The 16,996-nt window shown below is 62.9% G+C and carries 17 protein-coding genes; 6 read left to right on the top strand and 11 right to left on the bottom strand.

The annotated features are described in order from the left end of the window. Nucleotides 1-57: 57 nt before the first annotated feature. The gene (locus tag EHF33_RS01575; RefSeq protein WP_124867320.1) at nucleotides 58-1,305 is read right to left on the bottom strand and encodes a Glu/Leu/Phe/Val family dehydrogenase; all 1,248 of its coding nucleotides are present in this window, start codon (nucleotides 1,303-1,305) and stop codon (nucleotides 58-60) included. A 173-nt stretch (nucleotides 1,306-1,478) separates the two neighbouring features. After that, on the bottom strand, nucleotides 1,479-2,432 hold the full coding sequence (locus EHF33_RS01570) for a polyprenyl synthetase family protein (protein ID WP_124867319.1): 954 nt from the start codon (nucleotides 2,430-2,432) through the stop codon (nucleotides 1,479-1,481). A gap of 214 nt (nucleotides 2,433-2,646) precedes the next feature. On the opposite strand from EHF33_RS01570, the gene EHF33_RS01565 reads away from it, so the two are divergent. Both EHF33_RS01565 and EHF33_RS01560 read left to right on the top strand, forming a co-directional pair. Next, nucleotides 2,647-4,251 carry an ABC transporter substrate-binding protein gene (locus tag EHF33_RS01565; protein ID WP_124867318.1) on the top strand — a complete coding sequence of 535 codons (1,605 nt, stop codon included), beginning with the start codon at nucleotides 2,647-2,649 and terminating at the stop codon, nucleotides 4,249-4,251. Between the two features lie 110 nt (nucleotides 4,252-4,361). Beyond that, entirely contained in the window at nucleotides 4,362-5,546 is a 1,185-nt protein-coding gene (locus EHF33_RS01560) for a M20 family metallopeptidase (RefSeq protein WP_124867317.1), read from the top strand. A gap of 84 nt (nucleotides 5,547-5,630) precedes the next feature. Here the strand turns inward: EHF33_RS01560 and EHF33_RS01555 are convergent, their stop codons facing one another. Beyond that, entirely contained in the window at nucleotides 5,631-5,849 is a 219-nt protein-coding gene (locus tag EHF33_RS01555; protein WP_124867316.1) for a hypothetical protein, read from the bottom strand. A gap of 182 nt (nucleotides 5,850-6,031) precedes the next feature. Here EHF33_RS01555 and EHF33_RS01550 point away from each other — a divergent pair, with 182 nt between their 5' ends. Both EHF33_RS01550 and EHF33_RS01545 read left to right on the top strand, forming a co-directional pair. Further along, complete coding sequence (locus EHF33_RS01550; protein ID WP_124867315.1) at nucleotides 6,032-7,009, top strand: alpha/beta hydrolase family protein; 978 nt, start codon at nucleotides 6,032-6,034, stop codon at nucleotides 7,007-7,009. A gap of 22 nt (nucleotides 7,010-7,031) precedes the next feature. Further along, nucleotides 7,032-8,129 (top strand): alpha/beta hydrolase family protein, encoded by a 1,098-nt coding sequence (locus tag EHF33_RS01545; RefSeq protein ID WP_124867314.1) that lies wholly within the window; start codon nucleotides 7,032-7,034, stop codon nucleotides 8,127-8,129. 3 nt (nucleotides 8,130-8,132) lie between these two features. Here EHF33_RS01545 and EHF33_RS01540 read toward each other — a convergent pair whose 3' ends face one another. From EHF33_RS01540 to prfA, 4 genes are all read right to left on the bottom strand, one after another. After that, nucleotides 8,133-8,840: a PIG-L family deacetylase gene (locus tag EHF33_RS01540; RefSeq protein ID WP_124867313.1), complete on the bottom strand. Its 708-nt coding sequence runs from the start codon at nucleotides 8,838-8,840 to the stop codon at nucleotides 8,133-8,135. A gap of 27 nt (nucleotides 8,841-8,867) precedes the next feature. Further along, nucleotides 8,868-9,404 carry a DoxX family membrane protein gene (locus EHF33_RS01535; protein ID WP_124867312.1) on the bottom strand — a complete coding sequence of 179 codons (537 nt, stop codon included), beginning with the start codon at nucleotides 9,402-9,404 and terminating at the stop codon, nucleotides 8,868-8,870. Nucleotides 9,405-9,473: 69 nt separating this feature from the next. Continuing rightward, entirely contained in the window at nucleotides 9,474-9,959 is a 486-nt protein-coding gene (locus tag EHF33_RS01530; RefSeq protein WP_124867311.1) for an NUDIX hydrolase, read from the bottom strand. A 68-nt stretch (nucleotides 9,960-10,027) separates the two neighbouring features. After that, nucleotides 10,028-11,128: a peptide chain release factor 1 gene (gene prfA, locus EHF33_RS01525; RefSeq protein WP_241191203.1), complete on the bottom strand. Its 1,101-nt coding sequence runs from the start codon at nucleotides 11,126-11,128 to the stop codon at nucleotides 10,028-10,030. A 198-nt stretch (nucleotides 11,129-11,326) separates the two neighbouring features. Between prfA and EHF33_RS01520 the strand changes: the two genes are divergently transcribed. Both EHF33_RS01520 and EHF33_RS01515 read left to right on the top strand, forming a co-directional pair. Further along, nucleotides 11,327-12,289 carry a homoserine dehydrogenase gene (locus tag EHF33_RS01520; protein WP_124872688.1) on the top strand — a complete coding sequence of 321 codons (963 nt, stop codon included), beginning with the start codon at nucleotides 11,327-11,329 and terminating at the stop codon, nucleotides 12,287-12,289. 134 nt (nucleotides 12,290-12,423) lie between these two features. Continuing rightward, complete coding sequence (locus EHF33_RS01515) at nucleotides 12,424-13,296, top strand: ferritin-like domain-containing protein (protein WP_124867310.1); 873 nt, start codon at nucleotides 12,424-12,426, stop codon at nucleotides 13,294-13,296. A gap of 164 nt (nucleotides 13,297-13,460) precedes the next feature. On the opposite strand, the gene EHF33_RS01510 is transcribed toward EHF33_RS01515, so the two are convergent. The 4 genes from EHF33_RS01510 to EHF33_RS01495 form a co-directional block, all read right to left on the bottom strand. Next, the gene (locus EHF33_RS01510; RefSeq protein WP_124867309.1) at nucleotides 13,461-14,180 is read right to left on the bottom strand and encodes a histidine phosphatase family protein; all 720 of its coding nucleotides are present in this window, start codon (nucleotides 14,178-14,180) and stop codon (nucleotides 13,461-13,463) included. Continuing rightward, nucleotides 14,177-15,277, bottom strand: coding sequence for a phosphoribosylformylglycinamidine cyclo-ligase (gene purM / locus EHF33_RS01505; RefSeq protein ID WP_124867308.1), 1,101 nt, complete (start codon nucleotides 15,275-15,277; stop codon nucleotides 14,177-14,179). Before purM ends, EHF33_RS01510 begins: the two co-directional genes overlap by 4 nt. 127 nt (nucleotides 15,278-15,404) lie before the next feature. Continuing rightward, complete coding sequence (locus tag EHF33_RS01500; protein ID WP_241191202.1) at nucleotides 15,405-16,166, bottom strand: TVP38/TMEM64 family protein; 762 nt, start codon at nucleotides 16,164-16,166, stop codon at nucleotides 15,405-15,407. 104 nt (nucleotides 16,167-16,270) lie between these two features. Next, complete coding sequence (locus EHF33_RS01495) at nucleotides 16,271-16,969, bottom strand: ABC transporter ATP-binding protein (protein ID WP_241191201.1); 699 nt, start codon at nucleotides 16,967-16,969, stop codon at nucleotides 16,271-16,273. Nucleotides 16,970-16,996: the final 27 nt, after the last annotated feature.

The raw sequence follows: 16,996 nt of genomic DNA, 5'->3' as shown, positions 1-16,996 counted from the left end.
AGAAGCGAGGCGGTTCTGTTGGTTACAGCTTGCAGAGCGGCATTGGCTCGCCCCGTCTCACGGATACACCCCGCGCAGCACCGCCGCGCCGTGCAATTTGTTGAGGGCCACGGCGTAAGCGGCAGTTCGCAGATCAGGCGTGCCGTGCAATTTGGCAAAAGCCATCACGTCCGTCACGGCGGCGGTGATGCGCTTGTCCAAGGCGGCGTAGATTTCGTCTTCTTGCCAGAAAAAGTTGCTGGCGTCTTGTACCCACTCCAAGTAATTGGTGATCACGCCGCCGATGCTGGCGATCAAATCGGGAATCACCACGGTGCCCTGCGACTTCAGGTAGCGCTCGGCTTCCGGCAATACGGCGCGGTTGCTGGCTTCGATGACCAGGGGCGCACGAATGCTGGCGGCGTTGCCGGCGTAAATCGTGCCGTGGTCGTAACACAGCAGCAGCACATCGGCGTTGAGCGCCAAGGCTTCTTCGGTATCGAGGGCGGTGGCAAAGCCCATGACACTACCGGTCTCTTCTCTGTGAGCGTCCAGCGCGGCCAAGTCAAGGCCCATCGACGCGTAGGTCGCCCCGCCGGAATCGGCTACCCCGATGATGCGTGCGCCCTGAAGGGCCAAGTAAGCGGCGGCCGAGCGGCCCGCGTCGCCGTAGCCGTGAATGACCACGCTTTTATTCTGTAAGTTCTCGCCGCTCTCTTCCAAAATCATGGCGGTGACCAGCGCCGCGCCGCGCCCGCGTGCGCCTTTGGTGCCCAGCGAGCCGCCGAGCGGGATCGGCTTACCGACGACCATACCGTTGGCGGTGTTGCCCAGGTTCTCGTTGTAGGTATCGAGCATCCAGGCCATGATCTGTTCGTTGGTGCCCACGTCGGGAGCCAGCACGTCACTTTGGTGGCCGATCACATCGACGAGTTCCGAGGTGTAGCGGCGGGTCAACCGCTCAGTTTCGCCCGCGCTGAGCGTTTCAGGATCGACGTTGACGCCGCCCTTGGCTCCGCCCAGTGGCAAATCCGCCACCGCGTTCTTGAGAGTCATGATGGCGGCCAGCACTTCGCATTCGTGAACGCTCAGGCCCTCGCGGTAGCGCACGCCGCCCATCGCCGGGCCGCGCGTGATGCTGTGCACCGTGCGGTAGCCCCGAAAGACTTTGACGCGCCCATCGTCCATTTTGACCGGCAAACTCAGACTGATGGTGCGCTTGGGGAATTTGAAGTACGCCAAACTCTGTTCGTCGGCGGTGGTAAACGGCAAGGCTTGTTCGAGCTGTTCTAGCAAGCCTTGCCAATTGAGTCCTGATGTCGGCACGTCTGGCCCTCCTGAGCGCAGCGTTCGGGGCATGACACGATCAGCCCCACACTGTCTCTGTTAAAAAATCGGGTGATTCCAAGCTGTCTAGTTGTCTTGCCGCTTGATTCTAGACATCCGCAGCACCGAATGGAACCCCCTGAGCGCGGCAACCCGCACCGCCTGAGGCGAAATTACCGCACCCGCTGGACTTCGTAGGCGGCGTAGGCTTCCAAGCGGTCACGGTCAGGGCTGGGCGGTAAGCGGTGCAGCGCGGCAATGGCCAGCTCGGCGCGGCGCACGATCTCGTCACGCGCACGCTGATAAATACCCTGCGCGGCCACCAGTTCGCGCACCCGCTCCACGTCTCCGGTCTGCGCGGCGCGGCGCTCCAAAATACGCCGCACTTCGTCCCCACTCTCCCCTTCCAGCAAATACAGCACCGGCAAGGTGGCTTTGCCCTCACGTAGGTCGCCGCCCACCGGCTTGCCGATAGTGGCTTCGTCGCCCATCAAATCGAGCAAGTCATCTTGCATCTGAAAAGCCAAGCCGTACTCGCGCCCGTAGGTTTCCAGCGCTTCGGTCAGGTGGCCCTGCGCCGAGCGCAGCAGCGCCGGAGCGCGGGCAGCCAGCTCAAAGACCGCCGCCGTTTTGCCGTAAATGACTTGCAAGTAATTGTCCAGTGAGTAATCGGCGTAGGCCGCCACCTGAAATTGCAGCACCTCGCCTTCGCACACCGCGCTGGCCGCCAAGCCAAAAGCGCGGGTCAGGCTCGGCGGCATCTCGGCGAGCAGCACCAGCAAGCGGCTGAGCATAAAGTCGCCGCTCATGACGCTGACCACGTTGCCAAATTTGCGAAAAGCAGTTTCTTGGCCGCGCCGGGTATCCGAATCGTCAATCAAATCATCGTGAAGCAGTGAGGCCGAGTGCAGCAGCTCTACGCAGACGGCCAGATCAGTGTCAAAGAGGTGCTGCTCGCCGCCGCTGAGGGCTTTGGAGGCCAGATACGTGATCGCGGGGCGCACCCGTTTACCGCCTGCCGCCACCAAATCCTCACCGATCACCTCGATGAACTCAACTTTGGAGCGCAGCACTTCACGCAGTCGGGCTTCAAATTCGGCAAGGGGCACGGCGCTTACGGCGGTCATGGCCCCAGTATAAAGTCAAAGCGCGGGACTAAAGTTCGCGGAATCGACAGGTCGCAAGGTTGGGCGGCGACGCACCGAGGATTCAGCTTTGCTGTTAGACTGCTTTTGTTACCTTTTCATCAGATCCACTTTTAAAGCAGCCAACCCGCCAATCGGCCCGCCTGCTTTTGGCAGCGGCTTACCGCTTAGCAGCTTTACCCACTGGAGGACACCCATGCTCCGATCCACCTTGCACCGGCCCGCTTTGACCCTCGCCCTGCTCAGCGGCGCTGCTTTATTCGGCTCGGCCAGCGCGGCCACCCTCGTCTACGGCATGGGCGGCGATCCCGTGTCGCTCGACACCGGCACCATCACCGACGGCAATTCCTCGCTGGCCCAGTCACTGGTCTACGACATGTTGGTGCGCTTCAAAAAAGGCACCTCCACCATCGCGCCGGGGCTGGCAACCCGCTGGTCGTCCAACAAAGACGCCACCGAATGGACGTTTTACCTGCGTAAGAATGTGACGTTTAGCGACGGCACCCCCTTCAACGCCGACGCGGTGGTCTACAACGTCAACCGTTGGTGGGACTTGGCCGCGCCGGAAGGAGCCACCGCTCAGAGCAAGACCTTTACTTCGTGGCAGTTTATTTTCGGCGGCTTCAAAAGCGACAAAAACAGCTTCCTGAAAAGTGTCAAGGCTGACGGGCCTGACAAAGTGGTCTTCACGCTCAACAACTCGTTTGCGCCGTTTCCTGAAGCGATGGCCACCACCTTTTTCGGAATCGCCTCGCCGACCGCCGTGAAAAAAGCCGGAGCGAAGTACGGCACGCCCGCCGCCTTGCCGGTCGGCACCGGCCCATTTGTGATGCAGTCGTGGCAAACCGGCGACCGGATTACCCTGACGACCAACAAAAAGCACTGGGGCAAAAAAGCCAGCTACGACAACTTGGTGCTGCGCTTTATCAAAGACCCCAGCGCCCGCCTCAACGAACTCAAAGCCGGAACCATCGATTTCACCTCCGATCTCAATCCCGACCAGCTCGGCGCAGTGAAAGCCGATTCGTCGCTCAATGAAATTATCGTGCCTTCGTTTAATGTCGGCACGCTCAGCCTAAATATCCGCAACCAGTACCTCAAGAATGACAAGGTGCGGCAGGCCGTCAGCATGGCCATCAACAAAAAAGCCATCGTGGACGCTTTCTGGAACGGGCTGGGCGTCTCGGATGCCAGTTTCTTGCCCCCGGCGCTGAACTGGGCCGCCTCCAAAAATGTGCCGGACGACTACAAGTACGACCCCGCAGCGGCCAAGAAGTTGCTGGCCGACGCGGGCTACCCCAACGGCTTCAGCATTGATCTTTGGTACATGCCGGTGAGCCGCCCATATTTCCCGACACCCAAACCGATTGCCGAGGCAATGGCCGCCGATCTGAGTGCCATCGGCATCAAGGTCAACCTCAAAACCGAGGACTGGGCCAAATACCTCACCGACCGCAACACCGCTCCGGGCTTCGACATGTACATGATCGGCTGGACGGGGCCGTATGCCAGCCCGTACAACTTCTACAACACCTATTACGGCGAAGCCTCGCCCGCCGACACCGGCTACTCCAACCCCAAGATATTCGAACTGCTCGGCAAAGCGGTGGCCAGCAGCAATAAAGCGGTCAGTGCCAAAGCCTACGCCCAGATTGCCCAGATCACTTATGAGGCCAATATCCGCTTGCCCATCGTGCATTCCCGCCCGCTGGGAGCCGAACGCAGCTACGTCAAAGGCTGGCAGCCCGGCCCATCGGCGCTGACGCCGTTTGAAGATATTACGATCGACGGCAAGAAGTAAGAAAGAAGCGGTGAGCGGTGAGAAGGCCGTAAAAGCAGCGTCGGCTCAAGTCAACGCGCACCTTCTCACCCACCATCCCTGAAGGAACACGCCTTCCCCTTGAGGTTGCCATGACCCAGACTCAGACCCCGCCCAACACTGTGCCCGCCGAACTCAAGCAGCAAGTCACGGCTTGGCGGCGCTACCTTCACCAGCACCCCGAACTGTCGTTTCAGGAACACCAGACCGCCGACTACGTGGAAGGCGAGTTGAAAAAGCTGCCTCACCTGACGCTGAGTCGCCCCACCCCGACCAGCATTCTGGCGGTGCTGAAGGGCACGGCGGGAGCGGGGCGAACCGTGCTGCTGCGGGCCGACATGGACGCCTTGCCGATTCAGGAAGACACTGGCCTCGAATTTGCTTCCCAGAATCCCGGCGTGATGCACGCCTGCGGGCACGACGGCCACACCGCCATGCTGCTGGGCGCGGCCACGCTTCTCTCGGCCAGTCCTGAAACGCTGCGCGGCGAAGTGCGCTTTATTTTCCAGCACGCCGAAGAGCTGTTTCCCGGCGGCGCTCAGCAAGTGGTCGACGCCGGAATCATGGACGGCGTGGACGCAGTGGTGGGCACCCATTTGATGACGCCGATTCCAACGGGCGTGATCGTACTGCGCGACGGCCCGCTGCTGGCCGCTTCCGATGTTTTTAACATCCGCATCGAAGGCAAAGGTGGACACGCCGCCAGCCCTCACGAAACCATCGATCCAGTGGTGATTGCTGCTCAGATCGTGCTGGCCCTGCAAAGTGTAGTTTCTCGTCAGCGCGACCCCCTCGACCCCGCCGTGCTGAGCGTGACCCAGATCAACGGCGGCAGCGCCCACAACATCATTCCCGGCAGCGTGACCATGACCGGCACCGTCAGGACGTTCGACGCCGAGCTGCGCGAAAAAATGCCGGAGCGCATGGAAAAACTCATCAAGGGAATCACCGAGGGGTACGGAGCGAACTACACCTTCGATTATGAAAAAGGCTACCGGGCCGTCATCAATGACCCGGAGATTACCGAAATGCTGCGCGAGGTGACCCGCCAAACGCTCGGCGCTGAGGCGACACTCTCGGAAGGCAGGCCGATCATGGGCGGCGAGGACTTCAGCGCTTACCTGACCAAAGCGCCCGGCACCTTCATTGCCATCGGTGCGGGTGGCCCCGATTACGCGCCTCACCACCACTCCAAGTTCACGGTGGACGAACGCGCTCTGGAACACGGCGTGTTGCTGTACGTCGGAGCGGCGCGGCGGCTGACGCAAGCTGGTTAGAGTTCATCTTGTGAGTGAACTAAAAAGCGCCGCCCTCAATTGAAGGCGGCGCTTTTAGTTGAAATGGGAGCCAGAAAAGCCTTTCTAACGCCGATTGCGCTCGATACCGCTGTTCGCGCCGGTCACGCTGTCAGGCAATTTGTCCACCTGATCAGCTTTTTCCTGCATACCCATTTTCTGAACTTGCTTGATGCCGCTCAGATCGTTGGTGTCTTTGTCGCCGCCGCCCTGCGGGGAAGCCGGGTTGGTATCGGCCGCCTGTGGCTCGTGATGCTGGGGTTCACGGTTGGGTTGATCGCTCATGGGTGAAACCTCCCTTGATTGTGGAATACGCTCAGTTTAGCGGGTGAGGCCCTGAGCGGAGCGCTGCATCAACGTCCGGTCAAGCTTCGGTGAGTGACGGCTGGTAAAAGGACCAAGATCACGGCGTACTAAAACGTTGGCCCTGACGCTTTCTGGGGCCGGGTTCGCCTTTAGCTTGAGGAATGAAACCCGCTTTCTTGATAGGCCTGATGAGCCTCGCCTTGCTGACGGCTCCCGCTGGAGCGCAGTCTGCCGCCGCGATCGCCAAAGTGGACGCCGCCGACATGAGTATCGAAAAGGCCCGCAGCCGCAGTTATCCGGGCAGCGCTCTGACGGTGCTGCAAAACCTCGGCGCGGGGAGCAATTACTCGCGTCAGGTGGTGAGCTACCAATCGGACGGCCTGACCATCCGCGCCCTGCTGACGGTGCCAAACGGCACGCCGCCCAAAGGAGGCTGGCCCGCTGTCGTGTTCAATCACGGCTACATTCCGCCCAACGTTTACCGCACCACCGAGCGCTACGTGGCGTATCAGGACGCCTTTGCCCGCGCCGGATTCGTCACCCTCAAAAGCGATTACCGGGGACACGGCAGCTCGCAGGGCGAAGCGCTCGGCGGCTACTACGCGCCGGGCTACACCGACGACGTGATGAACGCGCTCGGCAGCCTCAAGCGGGACAAGCGCATCAACGCGGCGCGGATTGGAATGTGGGGACACAGCATGGGCGGCTTTTTGACCTTGCGGGCCATGACGATCGATCCCAGCATCAAAGCGGGCGTGATCTGGGGCGGCGTGGTTGCCAACTACAACGACCTGATGACCAAGTGGAATCACAAAGCGCCCGCCAGCATTCCGCAGCGGGTACTTAATATCCGCAAAACGGCGACGGCCAAGTACGGCACGCCCGCCGAGAACCCCAAGTTCTGGAACGCGCTGAGCGCCAACACTTACCTCAAAGACCTCGGCGGCCCGCTCGAACTTCACATCGGCTCGGCAGACGAGGAAGTGCCGCCCGCCTTTCACGCTGCGCTGGTGCAGCAGCTCAAAGCGGTAGGCCAGCCGGTGACGAGCTACGTCTACCCGGGCGACAACCACAACCTCAGCGGCAACCTCCGCACCGCGCTGAACCGGAGTGTGGCGTTTTTTAAGAAGAATCTGTGAGCAAAGGCCAGACGGGTCAAGCATGAGACGGATCATTCAACTCGGCCTCGTGCTGCTGCTGGGCGGCGCGGGCTACATCGCCCTGACCCAACCGGAGCGCCTAGCGCCTGGCCTGACCGAGTGGGCCAGCGCACCGGAGCCGCCGCAGATCTTAGAAAGACAATCACCGGAAAAACAGACTCCGAAAACCCAAACACCCAGCGTCATCCAAGTCTCACCGCTGGGCCAAATCACCGACGCAGCGATTCGGCATGCAGTGGCCCAGCAGCCGATCAGCATTCCGGCTTTGCGGGCCAGAAGTTATCCGGGCAGCGCGTTCAAGGTGCTACAAAATTTGAAGTCGGGCCGCAATTATTCGCGTCAGGTGGTGAGTTATCAGTCCGACGGCCTGAGCATTCACGCCCTGCTGACCGTGCCGCGCGGCATGCCTCCCAAAGGAGGCTGGCCCGCCATCGTGTTTAATCACGGCTACATTCCGCCGGAGAAGTACCGCACCACCGAGCGCTATGTGGCCTACCAAGACGCTTTTGCCAGTGCCGGATTCGTGACCCTCAAGAGCGATTACCGGGGGCACGGCGACAGTGGGGGCGAGGCGCTGGGCGGCTACAACGACGCCGGCTACACGGTGGACGTGCTTAACGCGGCGGCCAGCCTCAAAAAAGACGCGCGGGTCAATGCGGCGCGGCTAGGTATCTGGGGACACAGCATGGGCGGTCAACTCAGCTTGCGGGCCATCTTGGTCGATCCCGACATCAAGGCCGCCTCGCTGTGGGCGGGAGTGGTAGCCAGCTACGATATTTTGATGACACAGTGGCGTCCACCCAGCGGCCAGCCGAACGTGGAAGAAGTCCCCAAGCTGGATAGCCTCAACCAGCGGTTTTTGAGGGCTCTGAGTCCCAATGCCTTCCTGCAAGACCTCAAAGGGCGACCCATCGAACTCCAGCAGGGCACCGCCGACGAGGAAGTGCCGTACAGCTTCCAGCAGGATTTCGCCGCCGATTTGCGGGCCGCCCAGCAGCCTTTCACGGCCTACAAGTACGAGGGCGACAACCACAACCTCAGCCGCAATCTGGGGACAGCGCTGAAGCGAAGCGTGGCGTTTTTCAAGGCGAATTTATAAGGTTTACAACTCCGCCGGATCGAGCACCAGCGGGTCTTCACTCTCGAAGGCCTCGCAGTACCGCGCCCTGCCGAGGGTGCCCCAGTACATCAGTCTGGCCCTGCGCCGCTCCACGATTTCCGGCGTGACCGTTTCGCTGATGGCTGCGCCGGTAAATTGGCTGACGTGCGCCCGAATCGCCGCTTCCCAGATGGGCAGCTCGGCTTCAATATCGACCAAGATGTTGGCGGTAATGTCGGCGTTGCCCTGATACATCAGCAGGCGTGAGATGCGGTGCGGCTTTCCCGGCACATCAGCGCGGGCCAGTGACGCCAGATGCACCGCCCGCTTGGCGAGGTGATACGCGCCAAAATGGTCAGGGTGGCGGTCACGCTGATGCGGCACGGCCAGCACACGCGGGCGCACGAAGCGCAGGGCAATCGCCAGAGCGCGGGCCTGCTCCGGGGTTTCCATCAGGCCGCCGTCGGGCAGGCCGAGTTGACCGCGCCAGCTCAAACCCAGAATGCGGGCGGCCTCCACACACTCGGCCTCGCGGGTGTCGGGATCGCCCTGGGTGCCACCCTCACCGCGCGTGAGTTCCAGAATCCCGACTGCGTGCCCGCCGCGCGAGAGCCTCGCCAGCGTTCCGCCCGCGCCGATCTCGGCATCGTCGGGGTGGGGAGCCAGTACCAACCAATCCAGCGCCGTGGGTTTGCCGTAAGTGGTGTACATGGACTTCAGGGTAACGCGGCGGTGAGGTCAGTGTGTTCTGATGGAAGGTTGCGGCGCACCGGCCAGCCTGCGGCGCTGTAACCAACCGTCCACGCCCCACCAACCGGCCACCGCAGCCGCCGCAACGATTAGGAGGCTAACCGTCAACATCAGCGGGTTGAGACCCAGCGACCCCGACAGCAAAAAGTTGAGATTGAGCAGTGCTCCGATCAGAGCGGCTAGGCCGGTCAAGAGGCCGAGCAGCAGCAGCGCTCCAATCGTCACCTCGGCAACCGGAATCAGGTAGGTCAGCACGCCCGCGCTGGGCTGGGCCACCGCTTTGAGTACGGCGGCGTACCAGCCGGTGACGGTGGCGTCCGGCCCCTGCGAACTGGCAATCGCCTTGGCAAAAAAGGTGCGGATGGCTTTGCCCGATTCCGCACCCACCCAAGTCGGGTCGCCAAACTTTTCAATGCCGGAAGTCAGCCAGTTGTAGCCGAGCCAGAGGCGCAGCAGCAGCCACAGCGCCGCCGTACGGGAATCAGTAAATAGTGGACTGGCCCGCAGCAAATGAGGAGGATTCATCGGCCAAGCCTGTCAGAGCATGAGCGCCCAAGTCGGGTGAAATCCCGCCATGTGAAGATCAGATTTGGCTTACTTCAATGCGGGAATCCTCAGCCCACCGCGCCCGTCCCAGCCCTGAAAAGCGTAGAAGCGCCCCGGCTGAGCGGTGTTGAGGTAATCGGTCAGCGGCTCACGCATGGGAGGGCTGTCGAGCTTGGCCAGCGCTTCCTCGGGCGCGTAGAAGCGGGCTTCCACGATCAGGCCGTCGGGGTCGTCGGGATTGAGCAGACCCTCCCAGGTGGCGTCAAAGACGATGGCAATCGCCCGCTCACTGCGCCGCGCGTCCTCGATATGCACCGTGTAGGCCATGTGCCGGATGCTGGTCAGCTTGAGGCCGGTTTCCTCGTAGATCTCGCGGTAGACCGCTTCGGGGGCGGTTTCGCCGGGTTCCACCATCCCGCCGGGCAAGGTGTAGCGCACCCGCCCCTGGCCCTGCCAGTCGTTGCCCACCAGCAGCACCCGCCCGTGGGCGTCGCGCAAGATGGCCGCCGTCACCAACAGATCACGCCGGGGCATGGTTCACCTGCGGCTGGAGTGGTGAAAGAAGGCAACCGGCGGCTGGGCACTTCTTCAACACTGGCTGCTTAAGCCGCGCCATCGGTCATGCTGGCCAGCAGCGCCTCGCGTTCAAGCCTTGTCAGGGCGTCCACCACTCCGCCGAGCGAGCCGCCCATCACCGTGTCGAGGGCAAAGTTCTTGTCGTCGCCGCTGAGGCGGTGGTCGGTCACTCGGTTTTGCGGGTAGTTGTAGGTGCGAACCTTCTCGCTGCGGTCGCCGCTGCCGACCTGCGCGGCGCGGTTGGCGCTCTGGCCCGCTTCAAAGGCCTCGCGCTCCCGCTCGGCGAGGCGGGTGCGCAGCACTTCCAGCGCTTTCTCGCGGTTCTTGATCTGCGAACGGGTTTCCTGGCAGACCACCATGATCTCTTCGGGGGTGCCGCCTTTATAAACGGCCCGCACCGCCGAGTCGGTGGTGTTGACGCTCTGCCCGCCCGCGCCCTGCGAACGGTACACGTCAATCCGCACATCGGCCAGATCGAGGTGAACGTCGCTCGGCTCGGCCACCGGCAGCACCGCCACCGTCACGGTGCTGGTATGGATGCGGCCCTGTGTTTCCGTGGCCGGAACCCGCTGCACCCGGTGAACACCGCGCTCGAATTTGAGGGTGCGGTAAGCGTAAGTACCGCGCACCTCGGCCATCACTTTAGAAAATCCGCCGAGGCTGCTGCTGCTTTCGTCCAAAATGCTGATTTTGTAACCGCGCTCGCCGAGGTAGCGCTCGTAGAGGCGCAGCAAGTCGGCAGCAAACAAGCCCGCCTCGTCGCCGCCCGCTCCAGCTCGAATTTCTAAGATTACGTCTTTGGCGTCGTCAGGGTCAGTCGGCAGCAGCAACACTTCGAGTTCGGCGGCAATCTCGTTTCTCCGTGTCCGGCTGCCTTCCAGCTCGGCTTCGGCCAGCTCACGCATTTCAGGATCGGCCAGCAGCTCTTTGGCCTGCACTTCGGTCTGGGCCAAGCGCTGGTCTTCTTGATACAGCGAGGTGATCGGCTCGAGTTCGCGCTGGCGGCGGGTCAGCTTGACAAGGTGCGAGCTGTCGGCCAGCACCTCGGGGTCGGCGAGTTGGCGCAGCGTCAGGGCGTATTCGTGCGAAAGCTCCGACAAACGGGCGCTGAGGCTGGGCGTCAGCACGGCGGGCCTGCCGGTGGGCCACAGAGAAAAGAGCGGCTTAAGGTGAACACAAGATTCATGCACTCAGTCTAGCGCGGCGCGTCTTTCGCAAATCCCTCTTTCCGTATACTCGCCTTTATGACCGCGCCGAACGCTCTTACGCCCGTATCCGCCGTTTATTTCCCCGCTCCGTCTTCCCCGCCCCGCCCCGCTGCCAGTCTGCGAACCGTCACGGTCGGGCTGCTCGGCTGCGGCTCGGTGGGTCAAAACGTGCTGAACTTGCTGGAGCGGCGCAGGGCCATCTTCGCGGACTTGGGCGTGCAACTTGTCGTCTGCGGCGTGTTGGTGCGCGACATCGGTGCTCAGCGCGACGTGCCCGCCGGAACACCGCTGACCACCGATCCCAGCTTCCTCAACGAGTGCGGCATGGTCGTAGAGGTCATGGGCGGCATCGACAAACCGCTCTCGCTGCTCTCCCCGATTTTGCGCTCAGACCGGCCCGTGATTACAGCCAATAAAGCGCTGCTGGCCGAGCGCTGGGACGTGCTGCGCGAACACGCCTTGGGCGGGCGGCTGTACTACGAATCCGCCGTGATGGCCGGAACGCCGATTATCGGGCCGATGAGCACAGTGCTGCGGGCCAGCCGCTTTATTCGGCTTCAAGCGGTGCTCAACGGCACCTGCGCTTACATCCTGAGCCAGATGGAAGAAGGCAAGCCGTATCAGCAGGCCCTCAGCGAGGCACAGGCCCTCGGGTATGCCGAAGACCCGCCCACTTTGGATGTCGGCGGCTTCGACACCGCGCACAAGTTGGCAGTGCTGGCCCGCTTCTGCGCCGATGGCGATTTCAAATTTGCCGATGTCAAGGTCAGGGGCATTGAGGACGTGACGCTGGACGACATTGAGGCGGCCAGAGCATCGGGCGAGAAGATCAAATTGGTGGCGACGTTGGAGCGGGATGGCAGCGGCTGGAAAGCCGAAGTCGCGCCGACCCGCCTCAGCAATGACCACCCGATTTGCACGTCGGGCGCGGGGCGCAATGCGATGGTCTACGAAGGGGAGGAATGTGGCCCGCTGGTTTTCGCGGGCGGCGGCGCAGGCGGCATGGTCACGGCCAGCGCTGTCGTGGGCGACATCATGGACTGTGTGCTGGGCTTTCCGGGCCACGTACCCTTGCACTAGCCTGAGCTTTTCGGAGAGGAATTTAGCCAGGCCTAAACTGTGAACGTCTCATAAACATCTAAGGCGCTGCGTTTCCGCTTACAACCCTTTAAGAACCTCGCCCCGACCAACGGAGCGAGTTCAGTGGAGGAATCATGAGCGATATCAACCGTAGGGAAGCACTCGGCACTTTAGGCAAACTCGGCTTGGGCGCGGCGGCGCTGGGCCTCGGCGGCAGCGCTCTGGCCGTGCCCGCCAAGAACATCGACGGCGACGTGCTGAATTTCGCCCTCAACCTCGAGTACCTGGAAGCGGCCTTTTACGCCGCCGCCGTAGGCCGCCTCGCTGAAGTCCGCGCCATCGGCGGCTCGGCTCCGATTGCCCTGCCGGCCAACTTGCCCGCGAGCGGCATGCAGTTCAAAGACAGCAACATTCAGGCTTACGTCAACTCGATTGCCGACGACGAAATCGCCCACGTCAAGTTCTTGTACGGCGCTTTGGGTAAAGGCGCAGTGGCCCGTCCGCTGCTCGACCTCTCCTCGGCCTTCGACGCCGCCGGTCAGGCCGCTTCGGGCGGAGCCATCAAGGGCTTTAACCCCTACGCCAACGAGCTGTTCTTCCTGCACGGCGCGTTTATTTTTGAAGATGTGGGCGTCACCGCTTACAACGGCGCGGCCACTTTGCTGACCAACCCCGCTTACCTGCAAGCCGCCGCCGGTATTTTGGCCGCCGAGGCTTACCACGCCGGCAGCATCCGCACCTTCCTCCTTCAGAAAAAAGACGTGGTGGCAGCAGCTGGACTGACCGTCGAGCAGATCGTCAACGCCATCAGCGCTCTGCGGGCCAAAGTCGGCGGCGGCAAAGACAAGGGCCTGACCGAGAACGGCAAGCCCGTCTTGATGCCCGACGACGCCAACGGTGGAGCGTTTGCCCGCACCACCCGCGAAGTCCTCAATATCGTTTACCTTGCGCCCAACGCCAACAAAGGCGGCTTCTTCCCGCAGGGCCTCAACGGCGCGATCAAGTAAACGCGGGCCAAGCAAGTTGAGTTTGTCCACTCGCCGTCAGGTCAGGAGGACAAAGCCAACAAGCTGAATCCGTTTCAACAAAAATAAACAATCGCGTTTGGTTGAACAAGGCGTCCGGTAGAAAAATCCGGACGCCTTGTTCGTGTTTGGTGTTCAAGACGGCTCTACGGCGTCGCGCCGAATCCCAGGTCGTCAACCTCGCCCGCCGCTGCCAAGTCTTCTAAATGAGCAGAATCGTTGAAGCCCAGCAGCGTGCCGCCCTGATCCGAAAGCAGAACCCGCGTGACGCTGGTGTTAGCCACCGATAATCTGGCCCAGGCGTTTTGTGGCACGCCGCCGAGCGCCAGCCCCACCGCCACCCGCACCACCCCGCCGTGGGTAAACACCATCACCCGCTGGCCCTGATGCTGGTCGGCGATGCTCAGCAGCGCTGCCGAAGCGCGGGCGTAGAGATCGGCCATGCTCTCTCCGCCAGGCCTGCGGCTGGCCCACGGATCGGCCCTCAGGGCGCTGAGATACTCCGGGTAGCGGCTGCGGATTTCCGGTAAGGTCAAGCCGCTGAGCTGGCCCACGTCAATTTCGCGCAGGCCCGGTACCAGCTGCACTGGCGGATCCGCCGCGAGGCGCTCGGTGACGATTTCGGCGGTGCGCCGCGCCCGCAAGAGGTCACTGGAATACACGGCGGCAAAAACCTGACCGGTCAGCCGCTCAGCGAGGCTAGAAGCTTGCAACACGCCTTCCAGACTCAGCGGCACGTCGGCTTGGCCTTGATAGCGCCCGTCAGCGTTCCAAGTGCTCTCACCATGCCGAACCACCCACAGCTCCGTCGAGACGTGCTGCTCCGGTAAGCTCAGGCCGGTGGGCGGCTTGGGAAAAGTCTTCACAAATCGGCTCCAGAAGGCCGGCTCAACTCCACGCCCTCCCCCACCACCACTTCACCGATGACCCACGGCGCTTCGCCCTCAGCCCGCAGCACCTCCAGTGCCGACGCTGCTTGGTCGGGCGGCAACATGAACAAAAAGCCCACGCCCATATTCAGCGCCCTGTACGCTTCCCGGATATCCATCTGGGAGCGCGAGACAATCCGTGCAAAAAGTGGCGGCACAGTGTAGCTGCCGAGATCGAAGCGCAGGCCCAACCCTGTCGGCAACACACGCGGCGGATTGTCGATCAGGCCGCCGCCAGTGATATGGCTCATGGCCCTCACGTCTAGGCCGGCCTGCTCAAGGGCGCGGTGAGCCGCCAGATAACTGCGGTGCGGAATCAGCAGGGCGTCTTGCAAGCTCATCCCGAGTTCGGCGTCAGGACTGTCCCAATCGAGACCGTCCAGCGCGGCGCGGGCGAGGCTAAAGCCGTTGGTGTGCAGGCCCGCACTGGGCAGGGCAATCACCACGTCACCGGCTCTGAGGCGCTCGCCGGTAATCAGGTTGGCTCGGTCGACCACGCCGACGATGGTGCCGACGATGTCCAGTTCGCCCTCGACGTAGACGCCGGGCATTTCCGCCGTTTCGCCGCCGAGCAGCGCCACACCCAGCGCTTCACACGCCGCCGCCGCGCCGGTCACGAACTCGGCCACCCGTTCGGGAATCAATTTGCCCATCGCCACGTAATCGAGGAAAAACAACGGACGAGCGCCCTGCACCAAGATGTCGTTGACGCAGTGGTTCACGATGTCTGCGCCGAGGCCGCCGAACTGTCCAGCGCGGCTGGCGACTTTGGTTTTGGTGCCCACGCCATCGGTAGAGGCCACCAGCACCGGATCGCTCAGGTGCTCAAAGCCGGCCCGAAACAGCCCGCCGAAGCCGCCAATGCCGCCCAGTACCTGCGGGCCGTGCGTGCGGGCCACCGCGCCCTTCATTAGGGCCACGGCACGTTGACCGGCGTCGATGTCCACGCCAGCGCGGGCATAAGCGGAAGGCTGGGAAGCCGAGCGGCGCTGCGCCTCGGTGTTCAACTCAGTCTCAGGGGGGTTTTGGGACATCAATCAACTCTCCTCTAGTTCGGGCCAGCTTCCAGCGGCACTGCGCTGCGAATCCAGCTCACTTCAATGTGCTGGCCGCAGTCTACCCGACGCAAACTCCCGGCTCAAACCCACTGAGCGCCTGAAGTTATTCTGACGGCCCGGTCACTGCTTTTGTGCGCCTTTTCTGTACCACCACTTTTCTGTGCCACCACCAGCGGCCTGCCGCGCCCAAACCCACCGCCACCGACAAGCCCAGCACGCCCCAAAACAAGCGCTGGGGACTGGCCGCCAGCCACACCACCAGCGCCGTCGCCGGCAAAGCGCCCAGCGCCGAGGCTGCCATAAACGGCCAAAAACTCATCCCCACTGCGCCCGCCACCAAGTTCATCACCTCAGCTTTGAGGGCGGGCATCAGCCGCACCAGCAGCACCGCCTGCACGCCGCGCTCCTCGGCAAACTGCTCTAAGCGCCGGGTCATGGTTTCGCCCGCCAGCCGCCGCACCGCCCAGCCGCCGTAGCGCCGCCCCACCGCGTAGCCCAGCGCCGCGCCCAGCAGCGTGCCGGTGTAGACGATGGCAAAGCCCCACCAAAAGCCGTAGAGCAGCGAAGCCAGCACCACGTCAGCGGCGGCGGGCAGCAGCGGCACCACCGCTTGCAGCAGCATGCCGGCCAGCAGCGCCAGCGGCCCCCAGATGCCCAACCGCTCCACCAAAGCGCGGCGCTGGGTGTCGTCGGAGCCAAAGAGAGCGCTGGCGGTTTGCCACAGCCAAGGACGTACCCCGGGAATCAGCAGCAGGCCGCCCAGCAGCACGGCGGCCAGCAGCCAGCCCAGCGGAGCAAAAGTCCTTTTGCCTCTAAGGCGGCGGCTTGAGCGTTCTATGGATTGAGGAGCAGAATCGGGGGGCAAGCGTCTCCAACGGTCACAACGTCTCTAGCAGGCACCCGCTGGGTGGGCACTGGACGCCGCAGTCCGGCCCCAGAATAGCGCCCAGATTGCGGACAGGGTCAGCCTTAAGCGGACGGCGCGAGCAGCAGCGCTGCCCCCGCTGCTTCAGCGCCCGTCACCACTCTGCCGTCCAGCAAATGGATTTGGCGGTCGGCCAGCGCGGCCAGGTGTTCGTCGTGGGTGACGAGCAGCACGCCCGAAGCATTTTCGCGGGCCAGATCGATCATCAGTTGGGCGACCTTTGCCGCGTTGGCGCGGTCTAAGCTGCCGGTGGGTTCGTCGGCCAGCAACACGGCAGGGCGGGCCATCAGGGCGCGGGCCACCGCCAGGCGCTGCCGCTCGCCGCCGCTCAACACTTCTGGATACACCTGACCACGCCCGCCGAGGCCGACTTGCCTCAGCAGTTCTTCGGCCCGCCCGGTCAAATCCTCGCCCAAAATCATGCCTGGCACCCTCAGATTGTCCAGTAAGCTCAAATCCGGCAGCAGGTAATGGTGCTGAAACACCAGGCCCAGCGCCCGCACCCGCCGCTTGGCTCTGGCCTCGACGCTGAGGCTGTCTACCCGCACACCTTCCCAGTACACCTCTCCGCTTTGCGGTTGGCCGAGGCCGCCCAAAAGGTGCAGCAAGGTGCTTTTACCGCTGCCCGACGGCCCCATCACCGCCACCACCTCGCCGCGTGCCACCTCCAGACTGACTTCGTGGAGCACCTGGGTTTCTCCAAATCGCTGGCTGATCTTGACGGCGTGGAGAGCGGGAGTCACGCCGCCCAGCTTAGCAGAGCGTAGGGA

Origin of the sequence: Deinococcus psychrotolerans (assembly GCF_003860465.1) — a bacterium.
In the GTDB taxonomy this organism is placed as follows: Bacteria; Deinococcota; Deinococci; order Deinococcales; family Deinococcaceae; genus Deinococcus; species Deinococcus psychrotolerans.
Note: the sequence above shows the minus strand (reverse complement) of the source record. Positions and strands in the feature narration are given on the sequence as shown.